Consider the following 13,885-nt stretch of genomic DNA (forward strand, 5'->3'; position numbering starts at 1 on the left):
CGCACCTGGCAGGTGCCTTCGGGTGTCGACCGGCCTTCGTTGGTGCGGCTCAGCCGCTGACCGCGGCCGAGAAGTTGTCGACCGCCAGGCCGACACCGCCGTTCCAGGGCTCGAATCCGGCCTGGATGCTGGTCAGGTACCAGGAGTTCGTGATCGCGCCGCGGGCGCGCACGTCGTTGATGAAGTCGAGCACGCTGAACGACCACGAGTTGATCGGCGACGGCGCGACGTAGGAGATGACGTTGTTGGAACCGTTGCTGCCGCGCCACACCTGCCAGCTGCGCCCGCCGACGTTCGTCGTGCCGACCGCACTGCCGATGGGCTGGATCGAGCCCTGGCGGTTGAACCAGATCATGATCTCCATCTGGTTCACGCCGTTGGTCTTCGGCGTGGGGTCGAGCCAGATGTCGTACGAGGCGTTGTAGGTGCCGCCGGCGTACCGGTAGTTGATCGACGACGTGGCGCTGCGGATCCGGCTGACCTGCATCGGCAGGGTGGAGCCGGGGGAGCAGTTGGTGTAGTGGCAACCGAGGAACGCCGACGGGTACGACACCGGCGCCCCGTTGGTCGGGGACGAGCCCTGCTGCCTGGTGATCTGGAAGCCCGATGACGTGACGTTGATGCACTGCTGCGCCGAGGTGCCCCACCGGTTGTTCTGGACCACGTAACGGCCCTGGATGGTGGTCGACCCGTACTGGTCGCAGATGGTCACATCGGCGTGAGCCGGACTCGCCGTCGCGACGAACGTGCTCGCGGCCAGCAGGCCGGCAGCGGCGACGGCACGGATGGTCCTTCGCATGATGACTCCTGTGACAGGGATATGGGAGCGCTCCCAGCGTACCGAGGTGTCAATGATGCGGCAGATTGTCGAATGAGTGTTTGGATATGCCGGTAGAATAGAAAAGGCTGGTCAGAAGGCTTTTGGGGTGGTTATCCTGCCTATTTTTTTCGCGCGGACTGTCGAACACCGCGTCGAATCAAAGCGGCATCGACCAGTTCGTGCCCGGCCGGTGGATGAACGCGAGCGGCAGTCGAGGCTCTAGTCGCCCGCGCAGGAGGAGTCGCCGGGGGAGCGGACCTTCGACAGGAGTGAGCGCAGGTGGTCGGCGTCGGTGGGGGACAGGTCGGCCAGCAGTTCGCGTTCGATCGTGTCGATCGTGCCCTCCATGGCCGTCAGCGCGGTGCGGCCCTGTTCGGACATCTCGACGATGTGCCTGCGGCGGTCCTCGGGGTCACGCTTGCGCTCGGCGAGGCCGGCGTTCTCCAGGTCGTTGAGGATCGCGACGAGGACGCTGGGGTCGACGTCCAGCACCTCCAGCAGGCTCTGCTGGCTCGTCGGACCGTTCTCGCACAGGTGCGACAGCGTGTATCCGTGCCTGGGCGTGAGGCCGTAGGTGCTCAACTGCCTGCGCAGCCGGACGTCGACGTCCCTTCCCAGGTGCATCAGGAGCATTCCAACCCGTTCCCCGTCCACCCCACAACTATAGCGGCCGACTAAACCATTGATGGACGTCAACGATCTGCTATGTTCCATCGTATGTTCATCGCAACGCTTGTTCTCAGCGCACTGCTCGCCGTCGCCTTCATCGGGGCCGGGGTCTCGAAGGTCATGAAGGTGCCCGCGATGGTCACCGCCGCCGAGACGCACGGGTTCACCGCGAACGGCTACCGCAACATCGGCCTGCTGGAGGTCGCGGGCGCCGCGGGTCTGCTCATCGGTCTGTGGTGGGCGCCGCTGGGCATCGCGGCGGCTCTCGGCCTGACGGTGCTGATGGCGGGCGCGGTGATCGTCCACGTGCGCGCCGAGGACAAGGTCGCCGAGACCGTGCCGGCGGTCATGCTCACGCTTCTTGCGGCGGCCGCGCTGGTGCTGCGAATCCTGACTGCCTGAGGGCCCTGGCCTGGGACTCGTGCGCCCCATCCGCTTACGGTTCCGCCCGCGCGGCCAAGGCCGTCCTCCTGGCCTCGCTGGAACCCTTCCTGCTCGGCTTCCTCAATGGCCGACCGACTAGACGACCGGTCTAATCGCTGCTAGGATGGAATCCATGCCAGGCGCCCAGGGCGACACCCGTCGCAGCATTCTCGACGCGGCTCAGCGGATCATGTCGCACAAGGGGTTCGCCGCCGTGGGGATCAACGAGGTCCTCTCCGAGGCCGGAGTGCCCAAGGGGTCCTTCTACCACTACTTCAACTCCAAGGACGCCTTCGGCGAGGCGATGATGAAGTCGTACTTCGTCGACTACCTCGCGGACATGGACCGCGTTCTCGCCGGTCCGGGCCTGACCTCGGCGCAGCGGCTGATGAACTACTGGCAGAGCTGGCGCGAGACGCAGAGCGTCGACGAGTGCCAGGGCAAGTGCCTGGCCGTCAAGCTCGGCGCGGAGGTCGCCGACCTGTCGGAGTCGATGCGGCTCGCGCTGAAGGAAGGCACCACCGCCATCGTCGACCGCCTGGAACGGGTGATCGCCGCCGGCCTGGAGGACGGCTCGCTCGCGATCGACGGCGACGCCCGTGCCACCGCGGAGGCCCTGTACGACATGTGGCTCGGCGCAAGCGTCATGGCCAAGATCCACCGCGACATCAGCCCTCTGGACACGACCATGACGGTCACTCGCCGGCTCCTGCACGTGTAACGCCGCCGCATGGCCCACCACAAGTTTTGATCACTGAGAGACGACTGGTCTACTAGGCCGGCGACATTCGAAGGAGCAGTACTCATGAAGGTTCTCCTCGTCCTCACCTCGCACGACGAGCTCGGCGACACCGGCAGGAAGACCGGTTTCTGGCTGGAGGAGCTGGCCGCCCCGTACTACCGCTTCCGGGACGCAGGCTTCGACATCGTGCTCGCCTCGCCCGAGGGCGGCCGGCCCCCGCTGGACCCCAAGAGCAACGAGCCGGCCAGCCAGACCGACGAGACCCGCCGCTTCGAAGCCGACGCCGCGGCAATGGACGCTCTCGCCAACACCGTCCGCCTCGACTCCGTCTCCGTCGACGACTTCGACACCGTCTTCTACCCCGGCGGTCACGGCCCCCTGTGGGACCTGGCCGAGGACGCCACCTCCATCCGGCTGATCGAGACGACCCTGCGCGCCGGCAAGCCGCTCGCCCTGGTCTGCCACGCCCCCGGCGTCCTGCAGCACGCGGTGAACGCGGACGGCACGCCGCTGGTGCGGGGCAAGAAGGTCACCGGGTTCACCAACAGCGAGGAAGAGGGAGTCCAGCTCACCGAGGTGGTCCCGTTCCTGGTCGAGGACGAGCTCGTGCGGCTGGGCGGCGACTACTCCAAGGGCGACGACTGGGCGCCGTACGTCCTGGTCGACGGCCTGCTGATCACGGGGCAGAACCCCGCCTCCTCCGGTCCGGCCGCCGACGCACTGATCGAACTCGTCACCAAGACCACCAAGACCGGCGCGTGAGCCCTGGGTCGTGATGCTGCGCGAGCGGCTCGACGACCCCGCCGGGCCGGAGGCCTCCACGGCCCTGGCCCGGCGGGCCCGACCCATCACCGATGCCGTCCGACAGCTGCGCGTGGTGCCAATCCCGCCCACGATGACGAGGAACGCCTGAACCACGAACGAGCTCTTCGTGGAACAGGTGGCTCCTCGTTGCAGGCGTGGGGGTCAGGAAATGCCGCGGAAGAAGGTGCGGATGTCGTCCGCGAGCAGCTTCGGCTCCTCCATCGCGGGGAAGTGACCACCCTCGGCGAACTCGCTCCAGTGACCGATCGCCTTCCAGGGATCCATCGCGCGGCGCACGAGCGGGTGGGTGTCGAACACGGCCCATCCCGATGGCACGCCGGACGCCATGACCAGGTCGAGTCCGGAGTGCTCGGACTCGTAGTAGAACTGCGCGCTCGACGCGCCGCTGCGGGTGAACCAGTACAGGCTGATGTTCGTGAGGAGCTGGTCGCGGTCGACCGACTCGTCCGGCGTCCGGTGGTCGCCGCTGGTCCTGGTCTTGAACTTCTCGGCGATCCACGCGAGCTGGCCGACCGGCGAGTCGGTGAGCGCCGCGCCGATCGTGTCGGGACGGTGGTCCTGCATCAGGAGATACCCGTGATCGGCCGCGTCCTCGGTGCGCACCGCCTCGATCTGGGCGATCTCGTCATCGGACAGGCCGTCGGGGAAGGGGAACTTGGCGCCGAGCAACCCGAGCAACCGGGGGTCGACGCCGATGTGGGTGCCGATGACGCGCTCGGGGTAGATCGCCGCGAGACGGCCGGTGGTGCCGGCACCGATGTCGGTGCCGTGGGCCGCGAACCTCTCGTAGCCGAGACGCGTCATGATCTCGGCGTAGGCCTTTGTCGTCCGCGCCAGCTCCCAGCCGGTCCCGGACAGCGGGGTGGAGAACCCGAAGCCGGGCAGGGCCGGGATGACCACGTGGAACTCGTCGGTCAGCAGCGGGAGGAGTCGCTGGTACTCGACGAACGATCCCGGCCAGCCGTGGTTCAGCATCAGCGGGGTCGCCTTCGGGTTCGCCGATCGAGCGTGGACGACGTGGAACGTCTGGCCGTTGACGACCGTCGTGAACTGATCGTGCTCGTTGAGCTTCTCCTCCTGCGCACGCCAGTCGAACCCGTCGCGCCAGTACTCGGCGAGCTCCTTCAGGTACACCAGCGGGATGCCGCGGCTGAAGTCGGTGCGCTCGTCCCGGCCCGGCACGGGGATCGGCCAGCGCGTGTGCGCCAGCCGGTTGCGCAGGTCGTCGAGGTCCGTCTGCGGGATGTCGACGTGGAACGGCGTGAGTGCGTTGTTCTCGTTCATGACCTGGACGTTTTCAGCAATTGCGGCAGGATGGCTTCCGCGATTGCTGGAATGATCGAGAACATGTTGGAGACCTCGGCTCGTCTGCTCGAACTGCTGTCGTTGCTCCAGCTCAAGCGCGACTGGACGAGCACCGAGCTCGCTGACCGGCTCGACGTGAGCACGAGGACCGTGCGCGCCGACGTCGGCAAGCTGCGGTCGCTCGGTTATCCCGTCGACGCGCGGCCCGGCGTCGCGGGCGGGTACCGGCTGGCCGCCGGGACGGCGATGCCCCCGCTGCTGCTCGACGACGACGAGGCCGTCGCCGTCGCGGTCGGACTGGGTGCGGTCGCGACCCAGAGGCTCGGGGTCGAAGAGACCTCGCTGACCGCGCTCGCGAAGCTGGAGCAGGTGCTGCCCTCGCGTCTGCGTCGGCGCGTGGAGGCCGTGCGCGAGGCGATGAGCGTTGTTCCAGGAGCCGGGCCGACGCTCGATCCCTCGGTTCTCGGCGCGGTCGCCGCCGCGATCCGCAGCCACGAACGGCTCCGGTTCGGATACACGAAGCCCAGGGGCGACGAGGAGGCGCGCCACGCAGAACCGCAACGGCTGGTGAGCTGGGGAACGCTCTGGTACCTGCTGGCGTGGGATCTCGACCGTGACGACTGGCGGGTCTTTCGTGTCGACCGCATGGTTCCGCACGCACCGACGGGTGCGCGGTTCCGGCCGCGCGTGATCCCGGGGGCCAGTGCCGTCGAGTACGTCGTCGCACGCGTCAGCAAGGGTGCCTGGAAGTACCGCGCCCAGGTACTCGTGCACGCTCCCGCGGCCGAGGTCGCCGCGAAGATCCACATCCCGGTCGACATCGAGGAGGTCGACGAGTCCACGTGCCGTGTCGCGGTGGGTTCCGACGACCCGGACCGGCTCGCGCTGTGGATGGCACAGCTCGACGTCGACATCGAGGTGATCGACGGAGACGAGCTCGCGGTGGCGTTCGACCGCCTCGCGACGAGGTTCCGCCGCGCGGCGGGGGACGCATCCACCGCGTCAGCGAGCCACTTTGATCGCGCGGTCGATTCCCAGCCACACCGCGCACCCCACCACGATGCACACGACCCACACGATCGGTGACGGCACCTGTGGTTGCAGGTGCGGGAACACGGCGTAGTGCGTGAGGTAGATGGCGAGTGACGCGCTGGCCAGCAGGCTCACCGGGGTGAGCAGTCCGCGCGGCACCGGCACGCGGGCCAGTGACAGCAGCAGGATCACGCCGGCGATCACGACGATCTCGCGCGAGAGGTCCTCCATCCGGCCGGGGACCATCATGACCAGCACCACCACGACGAAGCACTTCTGCCACAACGCGGGGGAGCGTTGGGCGAGCCAGCCGAGGGCGACGAACCAGGCCGCGCCGAGCGTGGTCATGTTGCGAGCGAAGAAATCGCCGTCGACGGTGAACCTGAGCGCCAGTGTCAGGCCGAGCATCACGAACGCGAGTGCGTAGCCATGCCGCTGTTCCCAGCGCCGGATCGCCGGTACGGCGAAGACCAGTGCGCACAGGAGAAGGACGTGCACGACGACCTCGACGAACCAGTACCCGGCTGCGCCGACACGGGTGAAGTTGTTGACCAGCAGGACGTTGTCGATGGTCACGTCGTCGGTGACAGCCATCCGGTAGACGAGCCAGAGCGAGGTCGGCACCGCTATCAGCGCCGCCGCCCGCAGGATCCGGAGCGGATCGGCGGGCAGCAGGAAGCGGGCGAGGTTCCAGCCCGCGACCACGAGCAGCAGGTGCGCGCCGCCGAGCAGCTTGAAGAAACCGACGTGCGAGCCCACGATGAGCAGGATCGCCAACGCCCGCAGCACGATCGTGGTGTCGATCAGCGGGACGCGGCGGTGCTCGGCGCGGAGCTCTTCCAGCGACGACACCGGCATCGTCGGCCAGGAGGACGGCAGGTCGCCGAGCAACCGTTGCAGCTGAACGGTCATCTGGACGTAGCGCAGCGAGTCGCCGCCCAGCGAGTTGAAGGTCGCGTCGGACGGCACGGACCGCACGCCGAGAACCGAGCTGAACACCTCGCGCACGGAGTTCGAGTCGCGACTGGACGGTGCCACGACGGCTCGGTAGTCGACTTTGCCGTTGGACAGCAACGGAAACGACGTCACGGCGTAGGTGCGAACGGCGGTCGCGGGCAGGCCGGTCAGGGCGCGCACCAACCTCGCCGCGCGGTCCGCGTCGCCGAGCACGGCGACGACCAGGCCGCTGTCGTCACCCGTGCAGGCCACGCGGAGGCCGTCGGCGGCGAGCGAGCGTTCGACCTGGTCCAGGTCGACGCGCAGCCCGAACGGCTTCACGAACCGGTTCTTGCGGCCGGTCACCGAGAACAGGCCGTGGGACTCCACTCCCAGATCACCGGTCCGCAGCTCGAAGGTCGTGCGTCCCAGCGCCAGGTCTTCGGGCGCGTGGGCGTACCCGAGCATGACGTTGGGGCCGCTGTAGACGAGTTCGCCGTCGTCGATGCGCAGCTTTCCGCCGGGGATCGCGACACCGACCGCGGACGGGTGTGAGGCGGCGAGTTCGGGCGGAAGGTAGGCCATGCGCGCGGTGGCCTCGGTCTGGCCGTACATCACGAAGAACCGCCAGCCGCGCGCGGCGCCCAGTTGGGCGTACCGGACCACGTCCGCGGGGGGCAGCCGGCCGCCGGCCTGCGTCACGTAGCGCAGACTCGGGAGGTCCACGGACTCGAAGCCGATGCCGTCCAGCAGCCCGAACGTGTGCGGCACTCCGTGCAGGCTCGTCACGCCGTGGGAACGCACGAGATCCCAGAACTCCGGCTCGATCACCGATCGTGCGGTGAGCACCAGCCCGGCGCCGCGCGCGAGGTTGCTGTTCACGACCGACAAGCCGTAGCAGTAGTGCAGCGGCAAGGACGTGACGGCGCGGTCCGTCTCCCGGATGTCGAGGTACGAGCCGATCGCGGCGGCGTTCGCGGCGAGGTTGTCCGCGCTCAGCCGCACCAGCTTCGGTGAGCCGGTCGTACCGGACGTCGACAGCAGCAACGCCAGCTCGGGGTGCAGCGCGTGCACGGTGCCCGCGTGCCGTTCCGTCCACGAGCCCGAGATCACCACGTCCGGGTCGTAGGCGGAGGTCAGAGCGGGAATCTGCGCGGTGGACGCGAGAACGACCGGGTGCCTGCCGCGCAGCGCGGCCAGGTAGGCCACGACCGAGTCGATGTCGTTCTCCGCGGCTAGCAGCACCAACCGCCGCGTCGTGCCGAGCCGCTCCGCCGCCGAGGTCACCCGCTGGTCCAGCTCGTGATAGGTCAGCGAGCCGTCGGGTGTCACCAGGGCGAGCCGGTCACCGTGCTCCGCGAGACGATCAGCGAACCCGAGGTCCGCCGTGGCCGTCACGGTGTGCCCTCGAAGAACAGGGCGGTCCCGTCGACCGACACGGAGACCGCGTCTCCGGCCCGCACCGAGATGCGGCCCTGCACGCGTGACCGCACCCGTGTGCCGTCGGCGAGCCGCAACAGAACCGTCGCGTCGTGCCCGTGGAACAGTACGTCGTCCACAGTGGACGGGACACCGGTGCTGCCGAGGATCAGCTGCTCGGGCCGCAACAACACCGTGCCGGGACCGTCACCGGACGTCGGCAGGATCCCGAGCGGTGTCTCCACCAGGCCGGAACGGGCGACGCCGGCGAACGTCACCGCCTCGCCCACGAACAACGCCACCCCGAGATCAGCGGGCGAGGTGTAGATCGTCTGCGGCCGGGCGAACTGCGCCACGACGCCGTCTCGCAGCACCACCACGTGGTCCGCGACACCCAGTGCTTCTTCCTGGTCGTGCGTCACGAGCAACGCCGTCGCGCCGGCCGCCTTCAACGTCGCGCGGACGTCAGCCCTCAGCTCTTCGCGCAGACCGGCGTCCAACGCCGAGAAGGGCTCGTCGAGCAGCACGACCCCGGGCCGGGGTGCCAGAGCGCGGGCCAGTGCCACCCGTTGCGCCTGGCCGCCGGAGAGCTGTGCGGGCATCCGCGAGCCGAACCCGCCCAGGCCCACCAGGTCGAGCAGCTCTTCGACCCGGTCACCGCGCTCACCCCGGCTGAGCCCGAACCCGACGTTCCCCGCCACGCTCAGGTGCGGGAACAACGCGCCCTCCTGCGGCACGATCCCGATCCCGCGCCGCTCCGGCGGCACGTCGGAGGTCAGCTGCCGCTCGCCCAGCCACACCTCGCCCGAGGCGATCGGGTGGAATCCGGCGAGGACCCGCAGCAGCGTCGTCTTGCCGCACCCGGAAGGCCCGAGCACCGCCAGCAACCCGCCTTCCGGCACTTCGAAGTCGACCTCGCGCAGCACGGGTTCTCCGCCGTAGCCCGCGACCAGTCGCTTCACCGTCAAGCCGCTCATCGCTCACCTGCCGAATCGTCTTGGCGCAGGAACCGGTCCAGCACCACCGCGGGAATCGCCGCCACCACGAGCAGCACCGCCGCATAGGGCGCCGCAGCGGCATAAGCGGCGACCTCGGTGCGGGTCCACAGCTCGGTCGCCAGGGTGTCGACCCCGGTCGGCCGCAGCAGCAACGTCGCCGGCAACTCCTTGGCACACGTCAGGAACACCAGCGCGGCGCCGGCCAGGACGCCCGGCGCGGACAGTGGCACGGTGACCCGCAACGCTGTCCGCCAACGCCCGTGGCCGAGCGATCGCGAGACGTCCTCCAGCACCGGCGGTGCGTGCGCCACGCCGGTGCGCACAGCTCCCACGGCCAAGGGCAGGAACAGCACCGCGTACGCGAAGGCCAGCATGGGGATGGTCTGGTACAGCGCAGGCGCGAACCTGATCCCGAAGAACACCAGTGCCAGCCCGACGGTGATGCCGGGCAGCGCGTGCCCCGCGAAGCTGGCGAGCTCGACCCCTCTGGCGAGCCGGCCCTGGTGCCGCGCCGCCAGGACTCCCACCGGCAGCGCCAGCAGCAGCGTCAGCACCGCGCCGAACGCCGACACCGCGACGGTGTTCCCGGTGGTCGCCAGCAGGTCGGACACCTCGAACGTCGAGGTGCCCGCCACCAGCCACCACACCAGGCTGACGACCGGCACCCCGAGCGTCAGCACGAGCAACACCACTGTCCCGGCCAGCGCGGGCACGCGAGCCCGTCCCAGCGGCACGGTCAGCGGCTGACGACGCCCGCGCAGCGCGATGACCCCGCGCGCCCGGCGTTCGCCGATGGTCAACGCGACCGCCAGCACCACCAGGACCAGCCCGAGGATCGCGGCCGGCGTGCGGTCGAACGTGGCCCGGTAGCTCGTGTAGATGCCGAGGGTGAACGCCTCGTACCGCATCAGCGACACAGCGCCGAAGTCGCTCAGCACGTACAGCGCCACCAGCAGCCCGCCGGCGAGGGCCGCGGGCCGGATCTGCCGCAGCGTCACGGAGAGGAACACCTGACGACCGGTCCTGCCGAGCGACCGCGCGACCTCCTCCACCGCCGGATCGGCCGTGCGCAGCGCGGCGGCGACCGGCAGCAGCACGTACGGGTACGACACCAGCGTCAGCACCACGAACGCGCCCGTGAACCCGGTGAGCTGTGGTGCCACGGAGATCCAGGTGAACCCGGCGACGTACGACGGCACCGCGAGCGGCAGCACGAGCAGCACTCCGAAAGCCCGCCGCCCGGCCAGGTCCGAGCGCGTCACGAGCCACGCGCTGAGCACGCCCAGCACGATGCACGCGGCCGTCACCGCCACCGCGAGCGAGAAGCTGCGCAGTGCCAGTTCCGCGGTCCGGGTCCGGGCCAGCACGTCCCACACGACACCTCCGCCGCGTTCGAACGAACGCACGGCCAGGTACGCCAGCGGCAGCACGGCCACCGCGGCGACGAGGAGCGAAAGCGTGGTGAGAGCTGGGGCGGCCCGGTGTCCGGGCCTCAGGACAACCCCGCTTCCTGCAACAGCTTCACCGTCTCCTGCAACGACGACAGCTTGGAGAGGTCGATGTCGGGCGCCTGCAGGTCCGTGATCGGCGGGAGCTGGTGCTTGCCCGGCTTCACACCCGGATTCGCCGGGTACTCGGCGGTGACGTCGGCGAAGTGCCGCTGTGCCTGCTCGGACAGCAGGAACCGTACGGCCTTCTGCGCGGCCTCGCTCTGGTTGGAGCCCTGGATGATCCCGACACCGGCCACGTTGACCAGCGCGAGCGGATCACCACCGCCGCCCCGGTGCAGCCTGGCCTTGACGTTGGCCTCGCCGCCCTTCTCCGCGACCATGGCGTACCAGTAGTAGTGGTTGATCAGTCCAAAGGGGAGCTGACCGTCGTCGACCGCCTTGAGGATGCTGTTGTTGTTGTCAAAGCGCTTCGGTTCGTTGGCGGCGAACTTCTTCAGCCAGTCCCTGGCGAAGTCCTCGCCCTTGAGCACCCGCACCGACGTCACGAACGCCTGCCAGGACCCGTTGGCGGGCGCGTAGCCGATCTTGCCCTTCCACTTCGGGTCGACGACCTCCTCGACGGACTTGGGCAGCTCGTCCTCGCCGACCACACGGGGGTCGAAAGCGATCACGCGGGCCCGTGCGCTCGTCGCCACCCACCGCTTGTCACGCGCCTGGTAGGTCTCCGGCACCATGCCGAGCACGTCCGCGGGCAGCTCGGCCAGCCTGCCCTGCGCCCCGACCGCGCCCAGCGCGCCGGCGTCCTGCGAGAAGAACAGGTCCGCCTCGCTGCCCTGACCTTCTTCCAACAGCTGCGCGGCCATTTCTCCGCTGCCGCCGTAGCGGACCTCGACATCGATTCCGACGGCGTCCTCGAGCTGGTCCAGGAGGGCCCCGACCAATTGTTCGTTGCGGCCGGAGTAAATGATCAGGTCGTCTGCTGAACTGCAAGCAGTCAACGTCGACGCCAACAGTGCTGCCACCAGCGTCACGGTGCGTGCACGACGCCTCACCAGCGGTCCTCCTCAGCTCACCCCCCAGGTCAGAACGGGTGTCGACAAGGTAAAGCTAACCTAAGCCACATTCAAGACGTGGATGCCATTACGTGATGCGACGACGGACACATCACCTGTTTGGTCCCATATTTTGAAGAGCTCGCCTTCGTCGCCGAAACGTGGTCATGAGATGCTTGACACAGGGGCTCGTGAGCTTTCGTGGTGCTGCCGGAAGACGTCACGGGGCAAATCAAGAAACTCGCCACGTCCGGCGCTGGGTCCGGCTCCGTGAAGGTGCGGGTCGGTGCGAGCACTGATGGACGTCGGTGTCGATCCAGGCGATCAGGTCGGTGCGCAGCCGCTACGACGGACTCTGGGCCCAGGGCGCCGCGTCGTCGTTCATGCTGCACCGCGCGTCGGAGGGGCAAGGCTCGGGCGCGATCACCGTCCGGTACGCGAACGCCAACAGCGATGCGCGCACGATGACGCTCTCTGTGGACGGACGCGTGGTGCGCCAGGTGAGCTTCCCGAAGGTCTCCGACAGCTGGGACGCCTGGGGCACGGTGACCTTCGACAACGTCCCGCTGAGCGGTCGCGACCCGGTGGTGACGCTGTCCTGCCGCGCGGGCGACACCGGTTCGATCAACCTCGACTGGCTGGGTCACGGGGAATCGTCCGGCAAGGCCGCCTCGTAGTCCTCGACGAGGGTGAGGATCCGGGAGATCGTCAGCTCCGGTTCCTCCAGGGGCAGTGCGTGGGTGGTCTTCGGCACGATCTCCGCGTGGAGGTGGGGATTGAGCGACTGGACGCGGGCAGTGACCTCGCGCGCGTCGTAGACGCCGTTGCGTTCGGCGAACACGAAGTGGACGGGCACGTCGATCGCGCGCAGTTCGTCGTCGGTGAACTCGTGCTGCGGCGGGACGTGCGCTTCGTACTTGAGCCCGCGCAACAGCAACGGGGCCAGGGTGCGGCGCACGTGGGGATCTCCGGACATGATCCGGCGCAGGATCGGCGCCGGCAGCAGCCAGCGGAACATCTGGCCGAAGCCCCAGAGGACGAACCGCAGCCCGATGGTCCCGAAGCCCCCCGGTTCGAAGGCGATCACACTGGCGATCCGGTCACTGGAGCGCGTGGCGAGGTCCAGCGCGAAGATGGCGCCGCGGGAGATCCCGACGAGATGGAACTCCTCGTGGCCGAGGCCTGCGAGCACGTCGGCGAGCCAGTCTGCCTGGTCCTCGCCGCTCTGCACGGGACGCGTCTGAACCGAGCGACCCGGCTCGCCGATCGTGTCCACCGCGTACACCGTGTGCCGCTCGGCCAGCTCGGCGACGTAGGGATACCAGGACAACGACGTGCCCATGACGCCGTGCAGCAGCACGATCGGCGTGCCCTGCCCGGTGCCGCTGCGCCGGACCCGGGTCGGCCCGAACCGCGTCTCGACGTCCAGCTCCTCAGCCGGAACGGGCCACTTCCGCAAGATCGCCTCGTACGTGACGAAGTACCTCTCCTGCGCCTTCTGATCCTTGAATCTTCCGAGCATCCCGCCCCCAGGTCGTTTTTCCAATGCAGATGCAATGTTATGGCAAATCGGTTCGTCAGGCCAGCAGGCCGGTGTGGCACAGTGATCACGTGCCGAAACGCGTTGACCACGACGAGAGAAGGCGTGAGATCGCGGAGGCGCTCTTCCGGATCGCGGCGACGCAGGGCCTTCAGGCGGTGACGCTGCGGGCGGTCGCCGCGGAGGCCGGCATCTCGATGTTCCAGGTGCAGTACTACTTCCCCGCCAAGGAGCAGATGCTGCAGTACGCCTGGCACCGCATCACCGAACTGAACGGCGAGCGGTCAGGACGAGACATCGCCGAGGCGTTGCGGACAGGCGACGAACGCGCCGTCGTCCGCGCGTGCCTGCTCTCCGTGCTGCCGGCCGACGAACGCAGCCGCATGCTGTGCGCGGTGCAGATCGCCTACTTCGCCGTCGACGTCACCCGTGGCGGCCAGGCTCCGGACCAGCAGGCCATGCTGCCCCACCTCGTACGCCTGCTCGCCGGCCAGCTCGACCAAGCCCAGCAGCGCGGCGGCGTTCCGGTGCACTTCGACACCCGGCTGGAGGCCGACGCGCTCGCGACCATGACCGCCGGCCTGCTCAGCGCAATTCTGGTCGAGGCCTACGACACCGAACAGGCGACGCGGATCATCGACTACCGGCTCGGGCACCTGTTCGCCGGCTAGCG

14 protein-coding genes are annotated in these 13,885 nt (G+C 68.8%); 6 read left to right on the plus strand and 8 right to left on the minus strand.

Annotation, left to right across the window (positions count from 1 at the left end; translation table 11 throughout):
- Nucleotides 1-49 precede the first annotated feature (49 nt).
- The gene (locus SK571_RS23155; RefSeq protein WP_319986179.1) at nucleotides 50-799 is read right to left on the minus strand and encodes a GH12 family glycosyl hydrolase domain-containing protein; all 750 of its coding nucleotides are present in this window, start codon (nucleotides 797-799) and stop codon (nucleotides 50-52) included.
- A gap of 240 nt (nucleotides 800-1,039) precedes the next feature.
- Nucleotides 1,040-1,444 carry a MarR family winged helix-turn-helix transcriptional regulator gene (locus tag SK571_RS23160; RefSeq protein ID WP_319986180.1) on the minus strand — a complete coding sequence of 135 codons (405 nt, stop codon included), beginning with the start codon at nucleotides 1,442-1,444 and terminating at the stop codon, nucleotides 1,040-1,042.
- A 93-nt stretch (nucleotides 1,445-1,537) separates the two neighbouring features.
- Here SK571_RS23160 and SK571_RS23165 point away from each other — a divergent pair, with 93 nt between their 5' ends.
- The 3 genes from SK571_RS23165 to SK571_RS23175 all read left to right on the plus strand — a co-directional run bounded on the left by SK571_RS23165 (nucleotide 1,538) and on the right by SK571_RS23175 (nucleotide 3,416).
- A complete protein-coding gene (locus SK571_RS23165; protein WP_319986181.1) occupies nucleotides 1,538-1,891 on the plus strand; it encodes a DoxX family protein in 354 nt (117 codons plus the stop codon).
- A 154-nt stretch (nucleotides 1,892-2,045) separates the two neighbouring features.
- Nucleotides 2,046-2,633, plus strand: a complete 588-nt coding sequence (locus SK571_RS23170; RefSeq protein WP_319986182.1) for a TetR/AcrR family transcriptional regulator — start codon at nucleotides 2,046-2,048, stop codon at nucleotides 2,631-2,633.
- Nucleotides 2,634-2,717: 84 nt separating this feature from the next.
- The gene (locus tag SK571_RS23175) at nucleotides 2,718-3,416 is read left to right on the plus strand and encodes a type 1 glutamine amidotransferase domain-containing protein (protein WP_319986183.1); all 699 of its coding nucleotides are present in this window, start codon (nucleotides 2,718-2,720) and stop codon (nucleotides 3,414-3,416) included.
- 204 nt (nucleotides 3,417-3,620) lie between these two features.
- On the opposite strand, the gene SK571_RS23180 is transcribed toward SK571_RS23175, so the two are convergent.
- Complete coding sequence (locus SK571_RS23180; RefSeq protein ID WP_319986184.1) at nucleotides 3,621-4,763, minus strand: epoxide hydrolase family protein; 1,143 nt, start codon at nucleotides 4,761-4,763, stop codon at nucleotides 3,621-3,623.
- 63 nt (nucleotides 4,764-4,826) lie between these two features.
- On the opposite strand from SK571_RS23180, the gene SK571_RS23185 reads away from it, so the two are divergent.
- Nucleotides 4,827-5,870, plus strand: a complete 1,044-nt coding sequence (locus tag SK571_RS23185; protein ID WP_406602022.1) for a helix-turn-helix transcriptional regulator — start codon at nucleotides 4,827-4,829, stop codon at nucleotides 5,868-5,870.
- Here SK571_RS23185 and SK571_RS23190 read toward each other — a convergent pair.
- The 4 genes from SK571_RS23190 to SK571_RS23205 are packed head-to-tail and all read right to left on the minus strand — an operon-like array spanning nucleotide 5,787 to nucleotide 11,642.
- On the minus strand, nucleotides 5,787-8,150 hold the full coding sequence (locus tag SK571_RS23190; protein ID WP_319986186.1) for an AMP-binding protein: 2,364 nt from the start codon (nucleotides 8,148-8,150) through the stop codon (nucleotides 5,787-5,789). The two genes, SK571_RS23185 and SK571_RS23190, sit on opposite strands and share 84 nt — an antisense overlap.
- On the minus strand, nucleotides 8,147-9,148 hold the full coding sequence (locus SK571_RS23195) for an ABC transporter ATP-binding protein (RefSeq protein WP_319986187.1): 1,002 nt from the start codon (nucleotides 9,146-9,148) through the stop codon (nucleotides 8,147-8,149). The genes SK571_RS23190 and SK571_RS23195 overlap by 4 nt, the downstream gene beginning before the upstream one ends.
- Nucleotides 9,145-10,605: an ABC transporter permease gene (locus SK571_RS23200; protein WP_319986188.1), complete on the minus strand. Its 1,461-nt coding sequence runs from the start codon at nucleotides 10,603-10,605 to the stop codon at nucleotides 9,145-9,147. Before SK571_RS23200 ends, SK571_RS23195 begins: the two co-directional genes overlap by 4 nt.
- 56 nt (nucleotides 10,606-10,661) lie before the next feature.
- Nucleotides 10,662-11,642 (minus strand): iron ABC transporter substrate-binding protein, encoded by a 981-nt coding sequence (locus SK571_RS23205; RefSeq protein WP_319986189.1) that lies wholly within the window; start codon nucleotides 11,640-11,642, stop codon nucleotides 10,662-10,664.
- Between the two features lie 338 nt (nucleotides 11,643-11,980).
- Between SK571_RS23205 and SK571_RS23210 the strand changes: the two genes are divergently transcribed.
- Complete coding sequence (locus tag SK571_RS23210; protein ID WP_319986190.1) at nucleotides 11,981-12,349, plus strand: carbohydrate-binding protein; 369 nt, start codon at nucleotides 11,981-11,983, stop codon at nucleotides 12,347-12,349.
- On the opposite strand, the gene SK571_RS23215 is transcribed toward SK571_RS23210, so the two are convergent.
- Nucleotides 12,316-13,194 (minus strand): alpha/beta fold hydrolase, encoded by an 879-nt coding sequence (locus SK571_RS23215; protein WP_319986191.1) that lies wholly within the window; start codon nucleotides 13,192-13,194, stop codon nucleotides 12,316-12,318. The two genes, SK571_RS23210 and SK571_RS23215, sit on opposite strands and share 34 nt — an antisense overlap.
- A gap of 89 nt (nucleotides 13,195-13,283) precedes the next feature.
- On the opposite strand from SK571_RS23215, the gene SK571_RS23220 reads away from it, so the two are divergent.
- Nucleotides 13,284-13,883, plus strand: coding sequence for a TetR/AcrR family transcriptional regulator (locus tag SK571_RS23220; protein ID WP_319986192.1), 600 nt, complete (start codon nucleotides 13,284-13,286; stop codon nucleotides 13,881-13,883).
- Nucleotides 13,884-13,885: the final 2 nt, after the last annotated feature.

The sequence above is a fragment of the Lentzea kristufekii genome (assembly GCF_033949925.1).
GTDB lineage: Bacteria > Actinomycetota > Actinomycetes > Mycobacteriales > Pseudonocardiaceae > Lentzea > Lentzea kristufekii.